Source organism: Pedobacter sp., from assembly GCF_965279535.1.
Classification (GTDB): Bacteria; Bacteroidota; Bacteroidia; order Sphingobacteriales; family Sphingobacteriaceae; genus Pedobacter.
This window is the reverse complement of the sequence record NZ_OZ257244.1, coordinates 3,177,230-3,196,834: the sequence shown is the minus strand read 5'-3', so window position 1 is coordinate 3,196,834 and position 19,605 is coordinate 3,177,230. Positions and strand designations below refer to the sequence as shown.

Sequence of the window (19,605 nt, the reverse complement as noted above, 5' to 3'; positions counted from 1 at the left end):
TCATCTTATTAAATATATTACACCGGTTTTTCTTGGCGGAGCCGAATCTAAAGACATGCCCTTCCAATCGCTTCCGTTTACAAATTTGACTTCTATTTTCCAGTAATAAACCCCCTGGGGCTGCTCCTGGCCATTGTATGTTCCATCCCAACCCTCCAGCGGCGCCCCATCATCCAACTTGGTCGTTTCCCATAACACCTGCCCCCACTTGTTAAACACCTTCATATCCCATTCTTTAATGCCACGACCTTTGGCTTTAAAAACTTTGATTTCATTTTTAGCACTGGCAGGCATAAACGAGTTGGGAAGGTTCAAATAACCAGGTACACCAATAATTCTAACCGATTGGAAAATACTTGCCGAACAGCCCTCTTTGTTTAGTATTTTTAAAGTAACGCTATACACACCTTCATTGGCATAGGTATGTGATGGGTTTTGTAGTGTTGATTTAGCGCCATCGCCAAAATCCCACTCCCAGCTTACCGCACCAACACTGGTATCCTTAAAACCAAAAGTATAATTTGGGATAGATAGTTCATTTCCCGGACTTACCGTAAAAGATGGTGTAGGTGGCAGGGCAATATTAATGTATTCATTAAGGGTTACTGTTTTTGTACAGCCCAAAGCATTGGTTGCAGTAAGCGTTACAGAATAATTTTTACCCGCCCCGGTATAAGTGTGGGTTGGCTCAATGGTATTAGAAGTTGGTGAACCATCACCAAAATCCCAAACATAACCAATGGCCCCACTACTGGTATTTTTAAACCTGATGGTAACGCCATCACAAATTGTAGTTTTATCTGCACTAAAACTTACGTTTGGCTGAGCCAATACTTCTACCGTCTCTGTTGTTGAAGCATTTGAGCAATTGTTAGAAGCATATAAAGTAATGGTATATTTCCCGGGCTCAGTAAAAGTATGTGATACCGTTTCGGGAGCAGTATGGGTAACCGTTGTACTGCCATCACCGAAATCATATACAAAAGTACTGCCTCCCTTAGTATTGTTGAAAAAATCGACTTTTAAAGGTGCACAGCCCCTGAGTTGATTACTGTTTACAACCAATTCGGGGATAATATCATTTGGCGAAACCCGAATAGAATATTGTGATTCATTACTACCACATTCATTTGTGGCGGTCATTTTTACAATATAATCCCTCACTACCAAAGTGGTATAGGTATGGCTTACACTGTTTTTATCGGTTACGGTTAATGGAGCTGTTCCATCACCAAAATCATAAGTATAACTGGTATAATTTCCTGGCGACGTATTGCTAAAAGTTACCGGTAATGGTGAGCATCCGGTAGTTTTATCTGGAGAAAAAACAGAAACGGGTTTACCCTTTACCAATACGGTTGAGGTTTGTGAAGTTATGCCACAAGGCGTTGTGGCTTCTAAAGTAACGGTATAAGTAATGTCCTTTCCTGTTGGATCTGCCTGATAGGGAACCGCTGGAGGTTGTGCCAGATTTGAAGTTGTGCCATTGCCAAAATCCCATTTAAAAGTTGCTGCTGTTAATGAATTCGAAATGTTCGTGAAAACCACATTCAAAGGACCGCATCCGGCAGTAACATTTTGCGCATATGTGGCTGTAACATTCTGGAAAGTACTAAAAACATGACTGGTTTCATCGTTATTACAGCCCAAACTGCTGGTCACCACCAGTTTGATTACAACACTTTCATTATCTGTTGCGATGGTGTATCCTGGAAAAACGTTCCCGGTGCCAATCTGTACATTATTAGCATACCAGGTGTAACTCGCATTCCGATCTGCATATGGCGTAGCTGAAATATTGGTTGCGGCCAGTCTAAAAGGAGCACAACCCTTGTCAGCATTAAAAACGATCTCTGCCTTTGCAGGAGGGTTAACCGTTATTTTAACCTGATTACTGATATTACTTGCACATGGGCCACTACTTATCAATCGGCGGTAATAAACGGTAGTTGTTGGTATAGGAGGTGTATAACTTGTTGATGTAGCTCCCAATATATCCGTCCAAACAGTACCATTGGTGCTGGCTTGCCATTGAAAAGCAAAAATTCCATTTCCACCCGTAGGTGTAGTACCTGCGAGCTGATTAACAGCTGCTCCCAGACAAATCGTTTGATCTGCTGAGATCTGATTATTGGCAAGACCAGGAAGTACATTCACCTGAACTGTATTACTGGTTGAAGTACAAATGGTGCTGTTTACCAATCGCCTGAAAAATGTAGGTACATTAACCACTAGAGTCAAATCCTTATTCGTAGCCGATACCACGTTACTCCATGTAGTTCCATCAGGGCTACTTTGCCACTGGTAGGCGAAAGTTCCTGTTCCACCGGTTGGTACATCACCTGTAATGGTTACATTTTGCCCCGCGCAGTTTGGTGCAGCTGCTGCTGATATATTATTGGTTACAGGTGAATAATAAGTAATGGTTACCTCATCGAATGATGGCGGGCAAGAGGCAAAACCAGAAATAGTCCACCTGAAAGTATATGTTTGCCCCGGAACAAGGCCTGTAATAGTCGTATTATATAAGGTGGCATCGGTAATAGCCACACCTGTTTGAGCAGAAACCAATGTCCACAAACCTGTATTTGGTGCTGGATTATTTCCACTTAAACTGATGCTAGTACCACTGCACAAACTTTGATCGTTTCCGGCGTTAGCAACAACAGTTCCCGGATTAACCGTTACTGTACTCACAGATGAGAACGCCTCTGCACAGGCACCGCTTTGTACCACTGCTCTAAATTGGGTACTAACGGTTAAGTTCGAAAAAACATACGGATTTACTGTTGAAACAATGGTTGCCCAGGTTGTACCGTTATCAATAGATTTTTCCCATCGGATAATATTACCTACTTCGCCAGCCAGGGAAATGTTTCCTCCATTAGCACCTGCACATACAGCCACGTCACCTGTGGTTGTGCCACCTACACTTAATGGATTAACGGTAATCTGAACATCGTCACTACTACTGCTGCAACCAACATCAGCAATTGTCCACCTTAAAATATATGTATTACCAGGTTGTAAGCCCGAAATCTGGGTATTGTTTTGGGTATCATCGGCAAAAGAAATCGCTGTTGGGGCAGCAACTATAGTCCATTTTCCAGAACCCACGACAGCCGCATTTCCTTTTAAAGTATAAGTACTTACATTACAAATGGCCTCATCTGCACCAGCATTGGCTAAAGTAGCACTAGGTAAAACCGTAATGGTAATGGTCGTTGTGGCACCAGGACATCCTCCGGCAGAAAATGGAGTTATGGTATAAGTAACCGTACCTGCAGAAGTTCCACTATTTGTTAAAACATCGTTGATCTGTGTGCCGGCACTTGCGGTAAGCCGATTCGAATTTCCGGTTATGCTTCCGGTTATGGAACTGGAGTAAGTAAACCTTACGCCAGTTAAATTAGAAGAGAGTGTGATTGCAGCAGAATTTTTATTACAGATAGTTAAGTTTGGCGCTGTAGCTGCAGCCGTAGGATTAGGTGTAATGGTAACTGTAAAGGTAAAAGGTGTTCCATCGCAGCCATCCTTATGCGGTGTGATAATGTACACTACAGTAGCATCTGTTGTTGCATCCGTATTGGTAATCACATCGGTAATATCTCCCGTTCCTGAAGCCAAATAACCTGTGGCATTTGTTGACCCCGTGGCCGTCCAGTTAAAAGTTACTCCCGTTACGGCAGATGTTGGCATGTAGGCGACTGTATTATTTGTGCAGATAACTTTTGAAGGCTGGCTGGTTATACTGATGTCTGGCTGGATTTTTAAAACCACCTCGTCATCTACCTGTGCACAAACACCAGATAAACCAGTTATCGCTCTTAAAGTAAGGTTTACACTTCCTGCTGTTTTTTCAGCTGCTGATGGTGTATAAACAGCATTCAATGTATTTCTGTTCGGTGCAAAGGTACCTGTCCCACCAACCCAGGTCTGGCTTGTAGTAGTACCTGTAATATTACCAGCCAAAGTAAACTGTGCATTGTTGTAGCAAACTGTTTGATCTGGACCTGCATTCACTACCGGAGCAGTTGAAAACGTTAACTTTTGACTTTTCGTTACAGTAGCACAGTTATTTTTATGGGTAACTGTTACGGTATACTCATCGTAGTTATTAAATTGTACTGAAGGGTATTTTGAGTTGGCATTGGTTCCTCCGGTAAAAGTAAAGGTACCACCTGCCACCGAGGTAATGCTCCAGGTATAAGTATCTGCAAGTTCTTGCGAGGTACCGGAAAAAGTAGTTCGTGTTGGCCCCGAGGTGGTATTGTTAAAATCGTATGTGGCTAAATTACACAAAATGATATCGGGAGAAAGCGTAGCAGCAGGGGTAGTATTTACAACTACCGTTTGCGGTGCCGAAGCCACAAAACCACAAGAGGCCGTAGAAACGTTTAACACAATAGTATAAACCCCCGGTGTAATAAAATTAAACTCTGGTTCCTTACTGGATGCACTTGTTCCATTTACAAATGCAACTGCCGGAGAAACCCTCCAGTTATAAGTGGCCTGATTACTACATATATTATCAATAATTGTATTATCGGTAGGCTTCAATATTGTAGGTGTACAAACCGTAGTGGCAGGAAGTGTAAAAGCTGGCTTTGGGGGGTCCTGAATGCAAATCTTCATTTCTACCGGAGTGGCGTCACAAGCACCCGAGCTATTAGATTCTAAGCGGATTGTGTGCTCACCATGAGCGGTGAACTGATGAACTAAATTATAAGAACGGGGTTGATTCACCTTTACGGGTACTCCATCAACAAACCAATTATAGGTTACATTATTGGGTACACATCCGGGCGAATTGGTATTGGGATTTTCGCCTAAAACCGAAGTATTGGTAAAAACAACATCGGTGTTCGAACAGGCAGGAGAATCAAAGGTAAAAGAATTAATGGGCTTTACTACTACTTTGGCATAAGAAGAAACAGGTGTTCCAATAGTCCCGCAAAAATCATTAGAAACATTAATGGTTACCGCAAATGCATTATAAATTGGTCCGCTGCTTAGGTTAGAAACACTTCCACATGAGGACCTTGTATAAGCATGTGTAACTTTACCCCCGGCACTTTTTATGTCGCATAAAGTATAGGTGGTTGTTTCGTTATCTCCCCAGGTAATTACGTAGCTGTTTCCAGGGAAATTTTTCTGGATACCATCTGGCGAAGTAATATCTACATTAAACTCCAGTTGCCCCTGAGGCAAACAAACTACATTATTGCCTGAAGTTCCAAAAGCGGTTACCGTTTTATTGTTAACAATCAAATAAGCCTTAGTACCCACTGTACCATCTGGCATAACGGCTTTAGTGAGAATGGTATAATGTACCTGATCTGCAGTAAATTGCTTAATTTGTGTATCGAATGTAATGTTGGTTACGCCGGCAACAACCTCATTATTTACACTGGCTGTTACCAAACTATTCGCAGTTGACTCATTGCTCAGGTACAATAAATTGGCAGGTTTACTAATACAGGTTCCAAATGTTTCAGGATTATCTGACCTCAACAAGCTGGAACTTAATTTTGCCTCTACCGCCGCACCCGCTTTAATTTCAAAAAACGTAGAAGGATCACTTACGGACACAGGGTTTGTAGATTTAATCCTAACCTTATACCCGGTTCCAGGAACGGTACCTACAGGAATAACCCCGTTTACATAGGTGCTATAAAATCCGGTATAACTTCCAATGAGTTTTTCTGTTGCAAAATTTCCATTCTCATCCGAAAGATACAACTGAAATTGATTGCCTTGACCTGCACAACCTATGGCAATTGAAAAAGGTACGCCAATGGTACTTCCAGGAGTAAAAGGCCCCGAATCTACGGCAGTGATGCTGATTTGGGCTAAACAGGTTGAAGCATACAAAAGCACCCCAAAAAATAGGGCAATAAAAGGCCATCTCCTTATACAACAGGTCTTCATCATCTCTAACACTAGGGGGTCATTTTACTGCGTTTCTAAAAAGCAGATTGGTTTGGCAAGAACCTGCTTTCTTTTTAAGTAGCTGCTCATGAGTAGTCTACAAAAAGACGCGCTAATAAATTTCTAGCTACAAAGGACGTAATTTTTACATTACAATCTTAAAACTTTACATCAACCCCAACTAAATGAAGCAGTTAGCCGGACTAAAAGTGCCTTTTTTGAGCTTTTTGGGCATAAAAAAACCCTCAAGGCGTTTATACCTTGAGGGAATTTTTACACGAAAGTGTTTTGGCTGGCTGCTTATTACATCATGCCACCCATGCCACCGCCACCCATAGGAGGCATAGCTGGAGCACCACCTTCTTCAGGCTCGTCTGCTAAAACTACTTCTGTTGTCAATAACATCGCTGCAATAGAAGCTGCGTTCTCTAAGGCTACGCGGCTTACTTTAGTCGGATCAATAACACCTGCACCAATTAAGTTTTCATAAACATCAGTACGTGCATTGTAACCAAAATCAGCTTTACCTTCTTTAACCTTTTGAACTACTATAGAACCTTCAATACCTGCGTTTTCGCAAATCTGACGTAGAGGCTCTTCAATCGCTCTGCGGATAATCTGAATACCAGTGTTTTCATCATCATTAGCGCCTTTAAGATTTGCTAAAGCTTCAACAGCACGAATGAAAGCAACACCACCACCAGCAACGATACCTTCTTCTACAGCTGCACGAGTTGCATGTAAAGCATCATCAACACGGTCTTTTTTCTCTTTCATTTCAACCTCACTAGCCGCACCTACATAAAGTACAGCAACACCGCCAGCTAATTTAGCCAAACGCTCTTGCAATTTTTCTTTATCGTAATCAGATGTAGTCGTTTCAATTTGAGATTTAATCTGGTTAACACGCGCTTTAATGTCATCTGCATTACCAGCACCGTTAATAACAGTTGTATTGTCTTTATCAACTACAACTTTTTCTGCCTGACCTAAGTAAGATAAATCAGCATTCTCTAATTTATAACCTCTTTCTTCAGAAATTACCGTTCCACCAGTCAAGATGGCGATATCTTCTAACATTGCTTTTCTTCTGTCGCCAAAACCTGGTGCTTTAACAGCAGCAACTTTCAGTGAACCACGGATTTTGTTCACGACCAAAGTAGCTAATGCTTCACCGTCTAAATCTTCAGCAATAATTAAAAGTGGCTTACCAGTCTGAACTTGTTTTTCTAAAACCGGCAACAATTCTTTCATGTTGCTGATTTTTTTGTCGTAGATTAAAATGTAAGGGTTTTCCAACTCAGCTTCCATTTTATCTGCATTGGTTACGAAGTAAGGAGATAAATAACCCCTGTCGAACTGCATACCTTCTACTGTTTTAACTTCAGTTTCAGTACCTTTTGCTTCTTCAACAGTAATTACACCATCTTTACCTACTTTACCCATTGCTTCAGCAATTAACGAACCGATTACTTCATCGTTATTAGCAGAGATAGAGGCAACTTGTTTAATTTTGTTGTTGTCTTCACCAACTGCTTGAGATTGAGATTTTAAGTTCTCCACTACTGCAGTCACCGCTTTATCAATACCGCGTTTTAAATCCATTGGATTTGCACCCGCAGCAACGTTTTTAATACCAGTAGTAATAATTGCCTGAGCCAATACAGTTGCTGTGGTTGTACCATCACCAGCAATATCAGCTGTTTTTGAAGCAACTTCTTTAACCATTTGAGCACCCATGTTCTCTACTGCATCTTTCAATTCGATTTCTTTCGCAACAGAAACACCATCTTTAGTGATCGCCGGTGAACCGAATTTTTTATCAATAATTACATTACGGCCTTTAGGACCTAAAGTTACTTTTACTGCATTTGCAAGAATATCAACACCTCTTTTCAGGGCGTCACGTGCTTCTACGTTATATTTTACTTGTTTTGACATGTTGTTTTTAATTTTGAATGATTGGATGCCAGAATGCGATGATTTATTCAACCATCCGCTAAGCCCAATCCCACATTCAATTTGTTAATTAATTATTTAGATTTTTTCTGCTCAGACCGAATCATTCACTCGGTCATTCACTAATTAATTTCTATCCTTCGATTGCGTAGATATCCGTTTCACGCATGATCAAATAATCTTTACCGTTATAAGGAAGCTCGGTACCACCATATTTACCGTATAAAACTACGTCACCAACTTTAACACTTGGTTTTTTCCCTTCAGAATCTTCTGCCGAAACTGAAACTACAGTTCCTTTAGATGGTTTTTCTTTAGCAGTATCAGGAATATACAAACCTGATGCAGTTTTTTCTTCTGCCGCAGCGGGTTCAACAATTACCCTATTCGATGTGCCGGCAATTGGTTTTAGGTTTAATGCCATAACTTTTATTATTTTTTTATTTTGATTTGATTTTTTTTAACAGTCATTCAAACAACACTTTTTATGCCAAGTGGTTTTCAGGGACAAATTTTCACCCCTTCTGTCAATTTTATAAACAAATGTAGAATATGGAATAAATTTAAGTGTCAGCTTGGCAGAGTAGATGACCTTCCCCATTCTTAAGTTGGTAAAACTTCGGTTGATTAAAAGATTTTTTTACAGGAAAGCAGTATAAACCTGCGTCGGTTGGTACCAGCCCCGCTTTCTGTTCCAACGCCCGGAAAAAACGGGCGCTTTTCAGGCCAATCGGGTTTAATTAACGCAGGCTAACCACAAATAGCCAATGGCCATTGCCCAATGACGAATGACGAATGACCAATAAACAAAAAAAGCTTTCCCTTTTGAGGAAAGCTTTTCTAACTCGAAATAAATCGATTATTTCTTAGTTGTATCTTTTGCCGGAGCAGGAGCTGCTGCAGGCTTATTGTTGTTTAAGGCACCGCCAATTGGAGATGGAGATGGTGTTTTATCTAAACGCTCTTGAATAGCTGAGTTACCAACCGCAGCAGCACCACCACTTGTTTTTGCAACGGTAGTAATACCCAATGTTAATACCACAATAAGGGTTAACAAAATCCATGAGCCTTTTTCCAGCACATCACCTGTACGTTGCACACCGAACATATTGCTACTTCCGGCGCCAGCAGCTAAACCGCCACCTTTAGGGTTTTGTACCAATACAAATAAGCCTAAGGCGATACATACAATAATTAATAAAATGATTAAAAGGGTTACCATTGTAAAATATGTTTTAAAATTTCTTTTCTATAGATTGGATAAGGTCGGCAAAGTAACCACTTTTTTCTGGATATTTCAAACTTAATTTTTTATAAGTATCTATGGCCTTGTGATAAAGCATTTGCTCGATATAAATTTTCGCCAATGTTTCCGAAACGAGGTCGTAATGATCTTCAGCGCTTTTTTTAGCCTTATTCTCATTATCGATTTGCTCTGGCTTTGGTGGCTTTATTGTAGGGTCTTCTTTTAAGAATTTTTCGATGATCTCCGCCCCTTTAGCATCTTTTACATCCCCAACCGGGTATTCTGCCAAATGATCCGCCACCTCAAACGGTGTTTGAATATGAAAAATGTGCTCTACATATTGTTGTTGAAACTCTGCCTGTTGCTGTAACTGATTGTTTTCTGGCTGGCGGGAAAGTGCTGGTTTGGGTTGAGCATAAGGCTGAAAAATCTGTTCGTGCTCTTTACGGGTTTTAGCCAGCCACCATAGAAAAGTATAGGGCAGCTGATCGTCATCGTATTTCGAAACAAAATTAACTTCTGGCTCATCCGGCGTAACCGTTTCAATTAGCGGTGCTGCCGGCACTGCAATAATGGCTTCCTTTTCCTCAAAGGCAAAGAAATCGATTGCTGCAGCACTTTCAATAAAAGAATCATCCTGGGCAGGTAAATCCCTCAACTGACTATCTACACCCGGAATGCTATTTGGCGCTTGTACCGTTGAAGAATCCAGGGTACCCGGTAGCTCTGGCTGGTGTTCTGTAATCTCTTCATAAACCTCCTGCTCATCTGCTTCCTCCTCTTCTACAGCCAATACCAGCTCTTCAACATCTTCTTCAGGAGTATATGTTGCCTGCAAAATATGGTATAAGGTGGCTCCAGTACTATAAAGTGCTGCTTTAGGAAGAAATTGAGCATCGGCCTTTGCCAGAAGCTGATGAATGGGTTGGGCAAATGGATATTGTTGCAGCATTTCTTTCAAAAAAGGCACATGAGCTGACGAAACCTTGCCCGGTTGCGAAAGTAAATCTGCCAAAAGCTGTTTGTTATCCATTTTTACGGTTTGCTGCTAAGTTAAAAAATGTAGGTGGTTTTGAAAAGTTTAGTTTCAGGTTGTGAAGCTGTAATCAGGTGATGTAAAGCCAAAGGCAATTAAGCAACTACCATTGCGCAAATGCCCGGTTAAAAATATCTTCTGTTAATTGTTTATTGATGTTTTCTATTGCCGCAGGTAAAAGCGATTGAATGGATGCTCCGTTTAAGAAATCATAATAACGGGTAAAACTTTCTTCAAAACTTCCTTTGCTATCCAAGGTATTGGTAAACTTTACCGCAACTGTAATGGTTAAACGGTTTCCTGCAGCAGTAGGCATGCTGTTAGATTGAAGTGCAATGGGTTTAATATCGTAGCCGGTTATTCTACCTTCAAAAATCGCCTGCCCTTCGTTTGGCGTAATGCTCAAACGCGTCTGATTTCTGATCCTTGTTTTTACCGCTTCTGTAAACTGGTTGCTCAGTGTAGGTACAACCAAAGGGGCATTATTTTCGAAAATCCGAACGGTTACTGTTTTCATTTCCGCCGGAATAGAAGCCCCACCAAAAGAATAAGCACAAGAACTTAATGCAGCGATAATCAGTAATCCAAATAATTTAATCTTCATAAACCTATCGGCAGTACTTATAAATTTAACTCTTTAATTTTTCTATAAAGCGTGCGTTCAGAAATACCCAGTTCCTGCGCTGCAAATTTGCGCTTTCCCTTATGCTTTTTCAGGGCTTTTTTAATCAAGTCAGATTCCTTATCAACCAACGATAGTGATTCTTCTACCTCTTCAGCATCATGCGCAAAATAATCGTTATTGCTATTGATGTTGTTTGGCGCTGGCTGCTGGATGGTAAAAGCATGCTCCTGGCCAACAGGCAATTCGACATCACGATAAAGCTGGTTAATATATTGTGGATTATCTGCCAACACAGTAGCGGTGTTTCCGCCATGCTGAATAATTTCTGCCACTAATTTTTTAAGCTCCACCATGTCCTTTTTCATATCAAAAAGCACTTTATACAAAATATCTCTTTCTGTAAAATCTTCTTTTGATGATGAATTGATTGCCATTGGCAAATTGCTTCCGGCTTCATTAGGGATATAATTTAATATGGCCTGCCCGCTTACATTTCTATCTTTTTCAAGCACACAAATCTGCTCGGCGATATTTTTCAACTGACGAACATTACCCGGCCAGCTATAATTCGTTAAAATCTGAATCGCATCTGGTTCCAGTTGTAATCCCGGGCTACGGTATTTATCGCTGAAATCGGCAGCAAATTTTCTAAATAAAAGATAAATATCTTCTTTACGCTCGTGTAAAGGTGGGATACGCAAAGGAACGGTGTTTAACCTATAGTACAAATCTTCTCTAAATTTGCCATTCTTAACCCGGTTATAAACATCAACGTTGGTAGCGGCAATAATCCGCACATCGGTTTTTTGCACTTTCGATGATCCTACACGAAGGTATTCGCCACTTTCTAAAATCCTCAATAAACGTGCTTGTGTACCCAACGGAAGTTCTGCCACCTCATCTAAGAAAATGGTTCCGCCATTGGCAACCTCAAAATAACCTTTCCTGGCTTCGTGAGCACCGGTAAAAGACCCTTTCTCGTGTCCAAACAATTCTGAATCTATCGTTCCCTCTGGTATAGCACCACAGTTAACGGCAATAAAAGCACCATGTTTACGGGCACTCAACTGATGGATAATATGCGAAAAAACCTCTTTACCACTCCCGCTCTCTCCGGTGATTAATACCGACATATCTGTAGGTGCAACCTGGCTGGCAATATCAATAGCACGGTTTAATAAAGGCGAGTTGCCAATAATCCCGAAACGCTGTTTTATATTTTGTGTATCCATTCTTATTATGTTATGGGCTGCAGTATAGCGTTGTAAGTTATAAGTCTAAACGGCTAAATCTCGTTTTGACTTTCTATTTTCGATCAAATGGTATGTAGTGCTCGCCAAGTAAACCTGTTACTTAAACTTACCACCTACAACTAAATGATTTTTCCAATCAAAGTTGCAGAAGTACATTTTTCGATAAAAATATCTGCATATTGGCCTGGTTTAACATCAGCTGTAGCTGGGAAAACCACCATAGCACCGCTATCTCCTCTTCCGCAATAATCTTTATCAGATTTTTTAGACGTACCTTCAATCAACACATGAATGGTTTTACCCACCCACTCTTGTAAACGCATTAAGGAGTGCTCTTGTTGCTTAGCCAAAATTTCTGCTAAACGACGCTTCTTAACCTCTTCAGGAATGTCATCTTCCAGCTTTCTGGCTGCTAAAGTTCCCGGACGCTCAGAGTAGGTAAAATTATAAGCAAAATCGTATTGTACGTAATCCATCATGCTTAAGGTTTCCTGGTGTTCCTCTTCAGTTTCGGTGCAGAAACCTGCGATGATATCTGTAGAGATAGCACAATTCGGGATAATATTGCGAATGGCATCAATCCTGTTGATGTACCACTCACGGGTGTATGTTCGGTTCATCAGCTCCAGTACGCGGGTATTTCCCGATTGTACTGGTAAATGAATATAATTACAAATATTATCGTATTTGGCGATGGTGTGTAAAACCTCATCGGTAATGTCTTTTGGATGTGAAGTAGAGAAACGAACCCTCAGTAATGGATCTACCAATGCCACCATTTCCAGTAACTGAGCAAAATTTACAGTCTCAGTCTCATCTTCCGATTTCCAGGTATAAGAATCTACATTTTGCCCGAGCAAAGTAACCTCGCGGTAACCATTTGCAAACAAACCTCTTGCTTCTTCTACAATCGAATGTGCATCCCGGCTGCGCTCACGTCCGCGGGTAAAAGGTACCACACAGAAAGAACACATATTATTGCAACCACGGGTAATGGAAATAAATGCGGTAATGCCATTACTATTCAAACGTACCGGACTAATATCCGCATAGGTTTCCTCTCTCGATAACAAAACATTTACCGCTTTATGGCCTTCTTCTACCTGCTCAATTAAATTAGGAAGATCGCGGTAAGCATCAGGGCCCACCACTACATCTACCAAACGCTCTTCTTCCAAGAATTTAGATTTTAAACGCTCTGCCATGCAACCCAATACACCCACAATCAATTTGGGATTGCGGCGTTTTTCTACACCAAATTGCGACAGACGGTTTCTAACACGGGTTTCCGCATTTTCACGAATCGAACAGGTATTGATAAAAATTACATCTGCCTGGTGGTAATCGCCCGTAGTCTCAAAACCAGTTTCAGAAAGAATGGAAGCAACAATTTCGCTATCTGCAAAATTCATGGCACAACCATAACTCTCAATATATAATTTACGTGCATCTGCCTTCTGGGGAGTTTCTAAAATTAAAGCTTCTCCTTGTCTGGCTTCATCGTGTGTTTTATCCTGTACTTGTAAATCTAACATTATCAAAAAAGATTTTGGGATTGCAAAAATACATAAATTTAATTAAAAGTGACAAATTGACATATTTAGTTGAAATGTTTACACTTGGATTATTTTGAGTAGAAAGGATAATAGGAAGATAGTTAGGCGACTTGACCTATAACACGCAACTCACAACCATTTTAACCACAGAGGACACTGAGAAAAGAACAGAGAACACCGAGTTTGTTAAATATTTAGGCGACCTGCCCCATAACACGCAACACACAACTCACAACAATCCTAACCACCTAAGTTTTGCATCCTGTCTATTTTCTTACTTTATATTTCAACCACAGAGGACGCTGAGAAAAGAACAGAGAACACCGAGTTGTTAAATATTTAGGCGACCTGCCCCATAACACGTAACACACAACTCACAACAATCCTAACCACCTAAGTTTTGCATCCTGTCTATCTTCTTACTTTATATTTCAACCACAGAGGACGCTGAGAAAAGAACAGAGAACACCGAGTTGTTAAATATTTAGGCGACCTGCCCCATAACACGTAACACACAACTCACAACAATCCTAACCACCTAAGTTTTGCATCCTGTCTATCTTCTTACTTTATATTTCAACCACAGAGGACGCTGAGAAAAGAACAGAGAACACCGAGTTGTTAAATATTTAGGCGACCTGACCCATAACACGCAACCCACAACATTTTAAAAACAGCCAAAGTAGTTACAAAAGAATTGACCACAAGCGAAAAACAAACCTTTACCTCCGCTATCTGTTCTAATTGAAAACCAAAAAAATGGATGTTAAAAAAAGAAACCGCATTTGGATATGGATTGGTTGTATATCCGGTACACTTATATTGATTTTAGCCTTTGGGGCCATGTTTATTAATGCGAAATGGAAACCCATCCTCACCGAAAAAATCAAGGCCGGTGTATACAATGGTTCCGATCATTTGTATCGCATCGATTTTAAAGATGTACGTATAAATGTTCTCACCGGAAGTTTAGCGCTTTTAAATGTAACACTCAGCACCAATGCCAAGGTTTACGATAGTTTAAAAATTCAACATCGGGCGCCTGCCCATACCTTTGAGCTTAAATTAAAAAAGCTTCAAATTAGTCGGGTTGGTATTTTAACCGCTTACTTTAAAAAGCGTGCAAATGTGGGTGCCATTATTCTCGAAAAACCATCTATCAATGTTACCTTCAGCAAAGTAACTAAAAGACCAGATACTGTTAAAGTTGAGAAAACCCTTTATGAACAAATTTCCAAAACATTAAAATCATTGCACATCAATTCCATTAAAATTGTTGATGCCGATTTTGACTACATTAATAAGGCCGGGACCAAAAAGGTGGTAAACTCCATTAAACACCTCAATGTAATGGTAAAAGATTTCCTTTTAGATTCCTTATCGAGTAAGGATTCTACCCGTTTCTATTACACCAAAGATGTTGCATTCAATATTGCCGGCTATAAATCAGTCACCAAAGATAAAATGTATAACATGCTCGTAGACAGCATTACCGGCTCAACGGCTTCTAAAAAAATAACAGTTAAAGGTTTAAAATTGACCCCCTTATACCCCGAGCTTACTTTTGCAAGAAAATACAACGTTCAAAAAGACCGCTACGATTTGAATTTTCAGAAAATAGAACTCAGACAGGTAGATTTTATAGCACTCAACACCGATCAAAAACTCCATGCGCGTTCGCTAAGAATTGGTCCGGCACAGGTTGATGTATTCATGAGCCGGGAGTCTCCTCCATCGCCGGGCCTCGATAAAGGAAAAAATTTCCCGCATGTGGCCTTAAAAAGATTGAATTTTCCTATCCGCATAGACACTGTCTGGTTAAAAAATGTAGATGTTAAGTACGGAGAATATAACCCGGCAAGCAAGAAAACAGGTTCGGTCACTTTTAAATCCATTGACGGCAACATCCTTAATGTAACCAACGATAGTTTAAGGCTGACAAAACAAAGCCATGCGTTAGCCAATCTCAACACCCTGCTAATGGGTAAAGGTTCGCTTCAGGTAAAAATTGATTTTAACCTTACCGACAAGAATGGTGCGTTTGATTACAGCGGGATTCTGCGTAATTTTGGCCTCACCAATCTAAACCCACTTTCAAAGCCGCTTGGTCTGGTAGAAATAGAAAGCGGCCACATTCAACAGGTAGATTTTAAAGCCAGCGGAAACCAGGCCGGTGCCTCAGGCAACCTGAATATGCTATACAGCAATTTAAAAGTTAAGATGCTATCTGACAACATTGATGGTGAAGGAACCAAGGAAAAAGGATTCCTCTCCTTCCTGGCCAATGCTGTGCTGGTAAAAGATGAAAACCCCGCTAAGGGCGAAAGTCCGAGAACAGCCAGTATGCGCAACACAAGGATAAATTCAGCTTCATTTTTCAATCTGATGTGGAAGACTGTTTTCGTGGGCATAAGAGATATTGTGGGCGTAGGTATTGTGCCGATCAAAGATCCTGTAAAACAACAAAAAGTAATTGCCAAGAAAATAAGAGAACAGAAAAGAGCCGACAGAAAGGAAGCCAGGAAAGCGCGGCGTGAGAAAAATTAAGTAAGCCCTTTCAACAAACGCGATTTATAATGTATATTGTGGTGTAACATTCCCCATTTTCAATGCCGAATACCTCTAATCATCGTTTCCGACTATTTAAGTGGCTTGCAGGTATATCATTTGTTGTTTTTGCCATTTTAGCCGCTACAGCATGGTTTTTGAATGTTAAATCCCGGCCGTTACTTACCGATAGGATAAAAACACTCCTTTACACTTCTACGGATAGTTTATACACGATTAGCTTTACCACAGTTACCACCAATATTTTTACCGGCCATGCAACGCTTAAAAATGTGACCATTACGCCCGATACTACTCGTTATAATGAACTTATTCGCCTTAAAAGAGCGCCCAATAATCTTTACAGTATTAAATTAAAAAAACTGGTGGTTAATCGTTTTCACCCTTTAACCCTTTACCGGGAACATAAGCTCCAGCTGGAGGAAGTGGTTTTTGATAAACCAGAAGTGATGATGATAAATAAGCAGCTTGACTTTAATGAAGACCGGCAGCCTCAACCCATTAAACTACCCTACGAATACATCTCTAAAAACCTGAAAGAATTTAGCATAAAAAACATTCTTTTTAGAGATGCCAGCTTTAAATACATCAACAGAAACAGGGGCAATGAAGTTCCTTTTGCTATAGATAACCTGAACATTACTTTGACTGATTTACTGGTAGATTCTACATCCGCAGATGATCCAAAAAGAATATACCTCCTAAAAGACATCGTAATCAATCTTAAAGATTATGTTTATCCTACGCCAGATAAAATGTACAATATTAAGCTTAATCAGCTTGATTTCAGGGCATCTACAGGAAAACTCCGTGTCAGTAAGTTTGCTTTAGAACCTTTGTACGGAGAAATGGAGTTTGGGCAGGTAGCGGGTTATGCCCGTGACCGCTTTAGCATTCAAATGAACAATATCATGATGAATGGTATTAACTTGCCGCTTTACATCAGTAAACAAGAGCTGCGAACTAAAGAAATGGCCATTGCCAATGGATCTATATCCGTTTTTGCAAATGATGCACTCCCGGCCAAACCCAGGGAAAACAAAATTGGTCGCTTCCCACATCAGCTTTTACAAAAAATAAATGCACCAATCCTGGCCGAGAAAATACAGTTAAAAGATATTGATATCAGTTATGCGGCCTATAACAAAGAGAGCAACCAGCGGGGAAAAATTAGTTTTGAACGAACTTCCGGGATTATCCGCAATGCCACAAATATCTCCAAGATAAAAGCTCAAAACCCCATCATGGATGTAAGCCTTGCCTCCTATTTGCTTGGTGAAGGTAAGCTTGACCTAAACTTTAAGTTTAACTTATTGGCCAAAGATGGTAGTTTTGCTTTTAATGGTGTTTTACAGCATTTCAATGCGCGCATTTTAAACGCCATTACCAAGCCGCTTGGATTGGTAAGGATTAATAGGGGAAATGTAGAAAAGCTTAAATTCAATTTCAATGCAAATGATTTTGGCGCCAGGGGAAAAGTCGATTTCTCTTATTACGACCTTTCGGTTGCCTTGATGCGGAATGATCCGGAGAAAGATCACCTGGTTACGCGTGGCTTACTATCCATTTTAGCTAATGCGCTAATCATCAATGCTGAAAATCCATCACGGGACGGAAAATTCATATCCGCTGATGTTAACTATCAACGCCCATCCAATACCTCTTTCTTTAACCTGATCTGGCGAAGCCTTTACATGGGTATAAAACACAGTGTGGGGGTTACGGAAGAGAAACAGGCAGAAATTCAGGAGCACATCGCGAAATTTAAACAAATGAGAGAAAACCACCTGATCCGGAAGCAAAAACGATTAAAAAGAAGGCAACAGAAAGCGCGACTGGAAAGATTACATCGCAGATAGCAGATATACACTTGTAACCTTTTGCTATATTTATGATCTAAACTCAAAACATAAAACTATGATTATCGCTATTATTGTTATCGGTTTCCTATTGTTAATCGGTATCTTCTTCTACAACTCGCTTATCGGCAAAAAGAACCAGGTTACCAATGCCTTTTCGGCAATTGATGTAATGCTTAAAAAACGTTTCGATCTTATTCCAAACCTTGTTGAGGTGGTGAAACAATATACCAACTATGAACAAAGTACTTTAACCAAAATTGTTGAGCTTAGGGCAAAAGCAACATCCGGCACGGTTAGCGATGCCGAGAAAGCACAAATTGATGCCCAGTTAGGCAGTAGTGTTAAGGGATTAATGCTTAACATAGAAAACTATCCTGATTTAAAAGCCAACACCAACTTTATTAATTTGCAAACCACCTGGACAGAAAGTGAAGAGCAAATTGCCGCTGCCCGCAGAACTTACAACTCAGCAGTAACTGATTATAATAATGCCATCATGATGTTTCCGGGAAGTTTGTTTGCCGGCATGCTTAACTTTCAGCCCCAACCAGTTTTGGAAACTGCTGTTGAAGAACGTAAAAACATAAGCGCTAAAGAACTTTTCAATAATTAATGCAGTTTGATTTAGCAAGCAATGTAGCCTTACAAAATGTATTGGCTAACATGGAAATTGAGCGAAAAAAAATATCTGCGGCACAAACAAAAGGTTATATTGGCATTGGCGCGGGCGTTTTTCTGCTCATTTTAGGGTTTATACTGGGCTTTCCGGTTGCCGGCATAGTAGGTTTAATTGCCCTCGGAATTGTAGGTGGTATTATCCTTTACCGTATTGGTGATGAATTACACGCTTACAAAGATGCTTATAAGCGAGATGTGATTGGCGCTGCACTTAAATTCATGGATCCAAGTTTAACCATTCAACCTTACGAGGGAATTTTAGCGCAGGAATTCATCTACTCCCAACTATTCACTCAGCAGCCTGACCGCTATAAAACCGAGGATTTAGTAAGTGGCACTGCAGGAAAAACCAGCTTTTATTTTGCTGAAGTACATGCTGAGTATAAAACTGTTCATCAAACCAAAAACGGAACCCGTACCGAGTGGCACGATATTTTTAAAGGGATCATCTTTGTAGCCGATTTCAATAAATATTTTAATGGCGTTACCGTAGTCAGGCCAAAAGATTTTGGAGCAGCAATAGGCGCCTGGTTTTCTAAAAACGTATTTTCCTACGGAAGCAAAGATGTGGTGAGTTTAGAAAATACTGATTTTGATAAAACGTTTGTTACTTACGCAACCGATCAGGTAGAAGCCAGGTATATTTTAACCCCTGCCATGATGGAGCGGATTTTAAACCTCCACAATAGTGCAAAATATGCGATCAGTCTTTCTTTTATAGAATCCAGGATGTATATCGGTTTCCCATTAAACCGGAATTACTTTGAAGCGCCTGTGTTTAAAACCTTGCTCAATCCGCAGCTGCTCAATGATGACATTGCAGCCATTAAATTTATGCATGATATTGTTCAGGAGCTTGATCTGAATACCCGAATTTGGGGTAAGCAATAA

Annotated in this window: 12 protein-coding genes; 4 read left to right on the top strand and 8 right to left on the bottom strand. The window is 40.3% G+C overall.

The annotated features are described in order from the left end of the window. From ACQY77_RS12910 to miaB, 8 genes are all read right to left on the bottom strand, one after another. A complete protein-coding gene (locus ACQY77_RS12910) occupies positions 1-5,934 on the bottom strand; it encodes a PKD domain-containing protein (RefSeq protein ID WP_421941734.1) in 5,934 nt (1,977 codons plus the stop codon). A 300-nt stretch (positions 5,935-6,234) separates the two neighbouring features. After that, complete coding sequence (groL, locus tag ACQY77_RS12905; RefSeq protein ID WP_421941735.1) at positions 6,235-7,872, bottom strand: chaperonin GroEL; 1,638 nt, start codon at positions 7,870-7,872, stop codon at positions 6,235-6,237. 151 nt (positions 7,873-8,023) lie between these two features. Next, entirely contained in the window at positions 8,024-8,314 is a 291-nt protein-coding gene (locus ACQY77_RS12900; protein WP_421941736.1) for a co-chaperone GroES, read from the bottom strand. A gap of 435 nt (positions 8,315-8,749) precedes the next feature. Further along, positions 8,750-9,112 carry a preprotein translocase subunit SecG gene (gene secG / locus ACQY77_RS12895; RefSeq protein WP_421941737.1) on the bottom strand — a complete coding sequence of 121 codons (363 nt, stop codon included), beginning with the start codon at positions 9,110-9,112 and terminating at the stop codon, positions 8,750-8,752. A gap of 13 nt (positions 9,113-9,125) precedes the next feature. Then, a complete protein-coding gene (locus ACQY77_RS12890) occupies positions 9,126-10,169 on the bottom strand; it encodes a hypothetical protein (protein WP_421941738.1) in 1,044 nt (347 codons plus the stop codon). A 106-nt stretch (positions 10,170-10,275) separates the two neighbouring features. Then, positions 10,276-10,776, bottom strand: a complete 501-nt coding sequence (locus ACQY77_RS12885; RefSeq protein ID WP_421941739.1) for an LptE family protein — start codon at positions 10,774-10,776, stop codon at positions 10,276-10,278. A gap of 17 nt (positions 10,777-10,793) precedes the next feature. Next, on the bottom strand, positions 10,794-12,029 hold the full coding sequence (locus ACQY77_RS12880) for a sigma-54 interaction domain-containing protein (protein ID WP_421941740.1): 1,236 nt from the start codon (positions 12,027-12,029) through the stop codon (positions 10,794-10,796). A gap of 140 nt (positions 12,030-12,169) precedes the next feature. Next, positions 12,170-13,585: a tRNA (N6-isopentenyl adenosine(37)-C2)-methylthiotransferase MiaB gene (gene miaB, locus ACQY77_RS12875; protein ID WP_421941741.1), complete on the bottom strand. Its 1,416-nt coding sequence runs from the start codon at positions 13,583-13,585 to the stop codon at positions 12,170-12,172. A 780-nt stretch (positions 13,586-14,365) separates the two neighbouring features. Here miaB and ACQY77_RS12870 point away from each other — a divergent pair. The 4 genes from ACQY77_RS12870 to ACQY77_RS12855 all read left to right on the top strand — a co-directional run bounded on the left by ACQY77_RS12870 (position 14,366) and on the right by ACQY77_RS12855 (position 19,605). Then, the gene (locus ACQY77_RS12870; protein WP_421941742.1) at positions 14,366-16,153 is read left to right on the top strand and encodes a hypothetical protein; all 1,788 of its coding nucleotides are present in this window, start codon (positions 14,366-14,368) and stop codon (positions 16,151-16,153) included. Positions 16,154-16,215: 62 nt separating this feature from the next. Beyond that, positions 16,216-18,033, top strand: coding sequence for a hypothetical protein (locus tag ACQY77_RS12865; protein ID WP_421941743.1), 1,818 nt, complete (start codon positions 16,216-16,218; stop codon positions 18,031-18,033). A gap of 58 nt (positions 18,034-18,091) precedes the next feature. Beyond that, the gene (locus ACQY77_RS12860) at positions 18,092-18,649 is read left to right on the top strand and encodes a LemA family protein (protein ID WP_421941744.1); all 558 of its coding nucleotides are present in this window, start codon (positions 18,092-18,094) and stop codon (positions 18,647-18,649) included. Continuing rightward, positions 18,649-19,605: a DUF3137 domain-containing protein gene (locus ACQY77_RS12855; RefSeq protein WP_421941745.1), complete on the top strand. Its 957-nt coding sequence runs from the start codon at positions 18,649-18,651 to the stop codon at positions 19,603-19,605. The genes ACQY77_RS12860 and ACQY77_RS12855 overlap by 1 nt, the downstream gene beginning before the upstream one ends.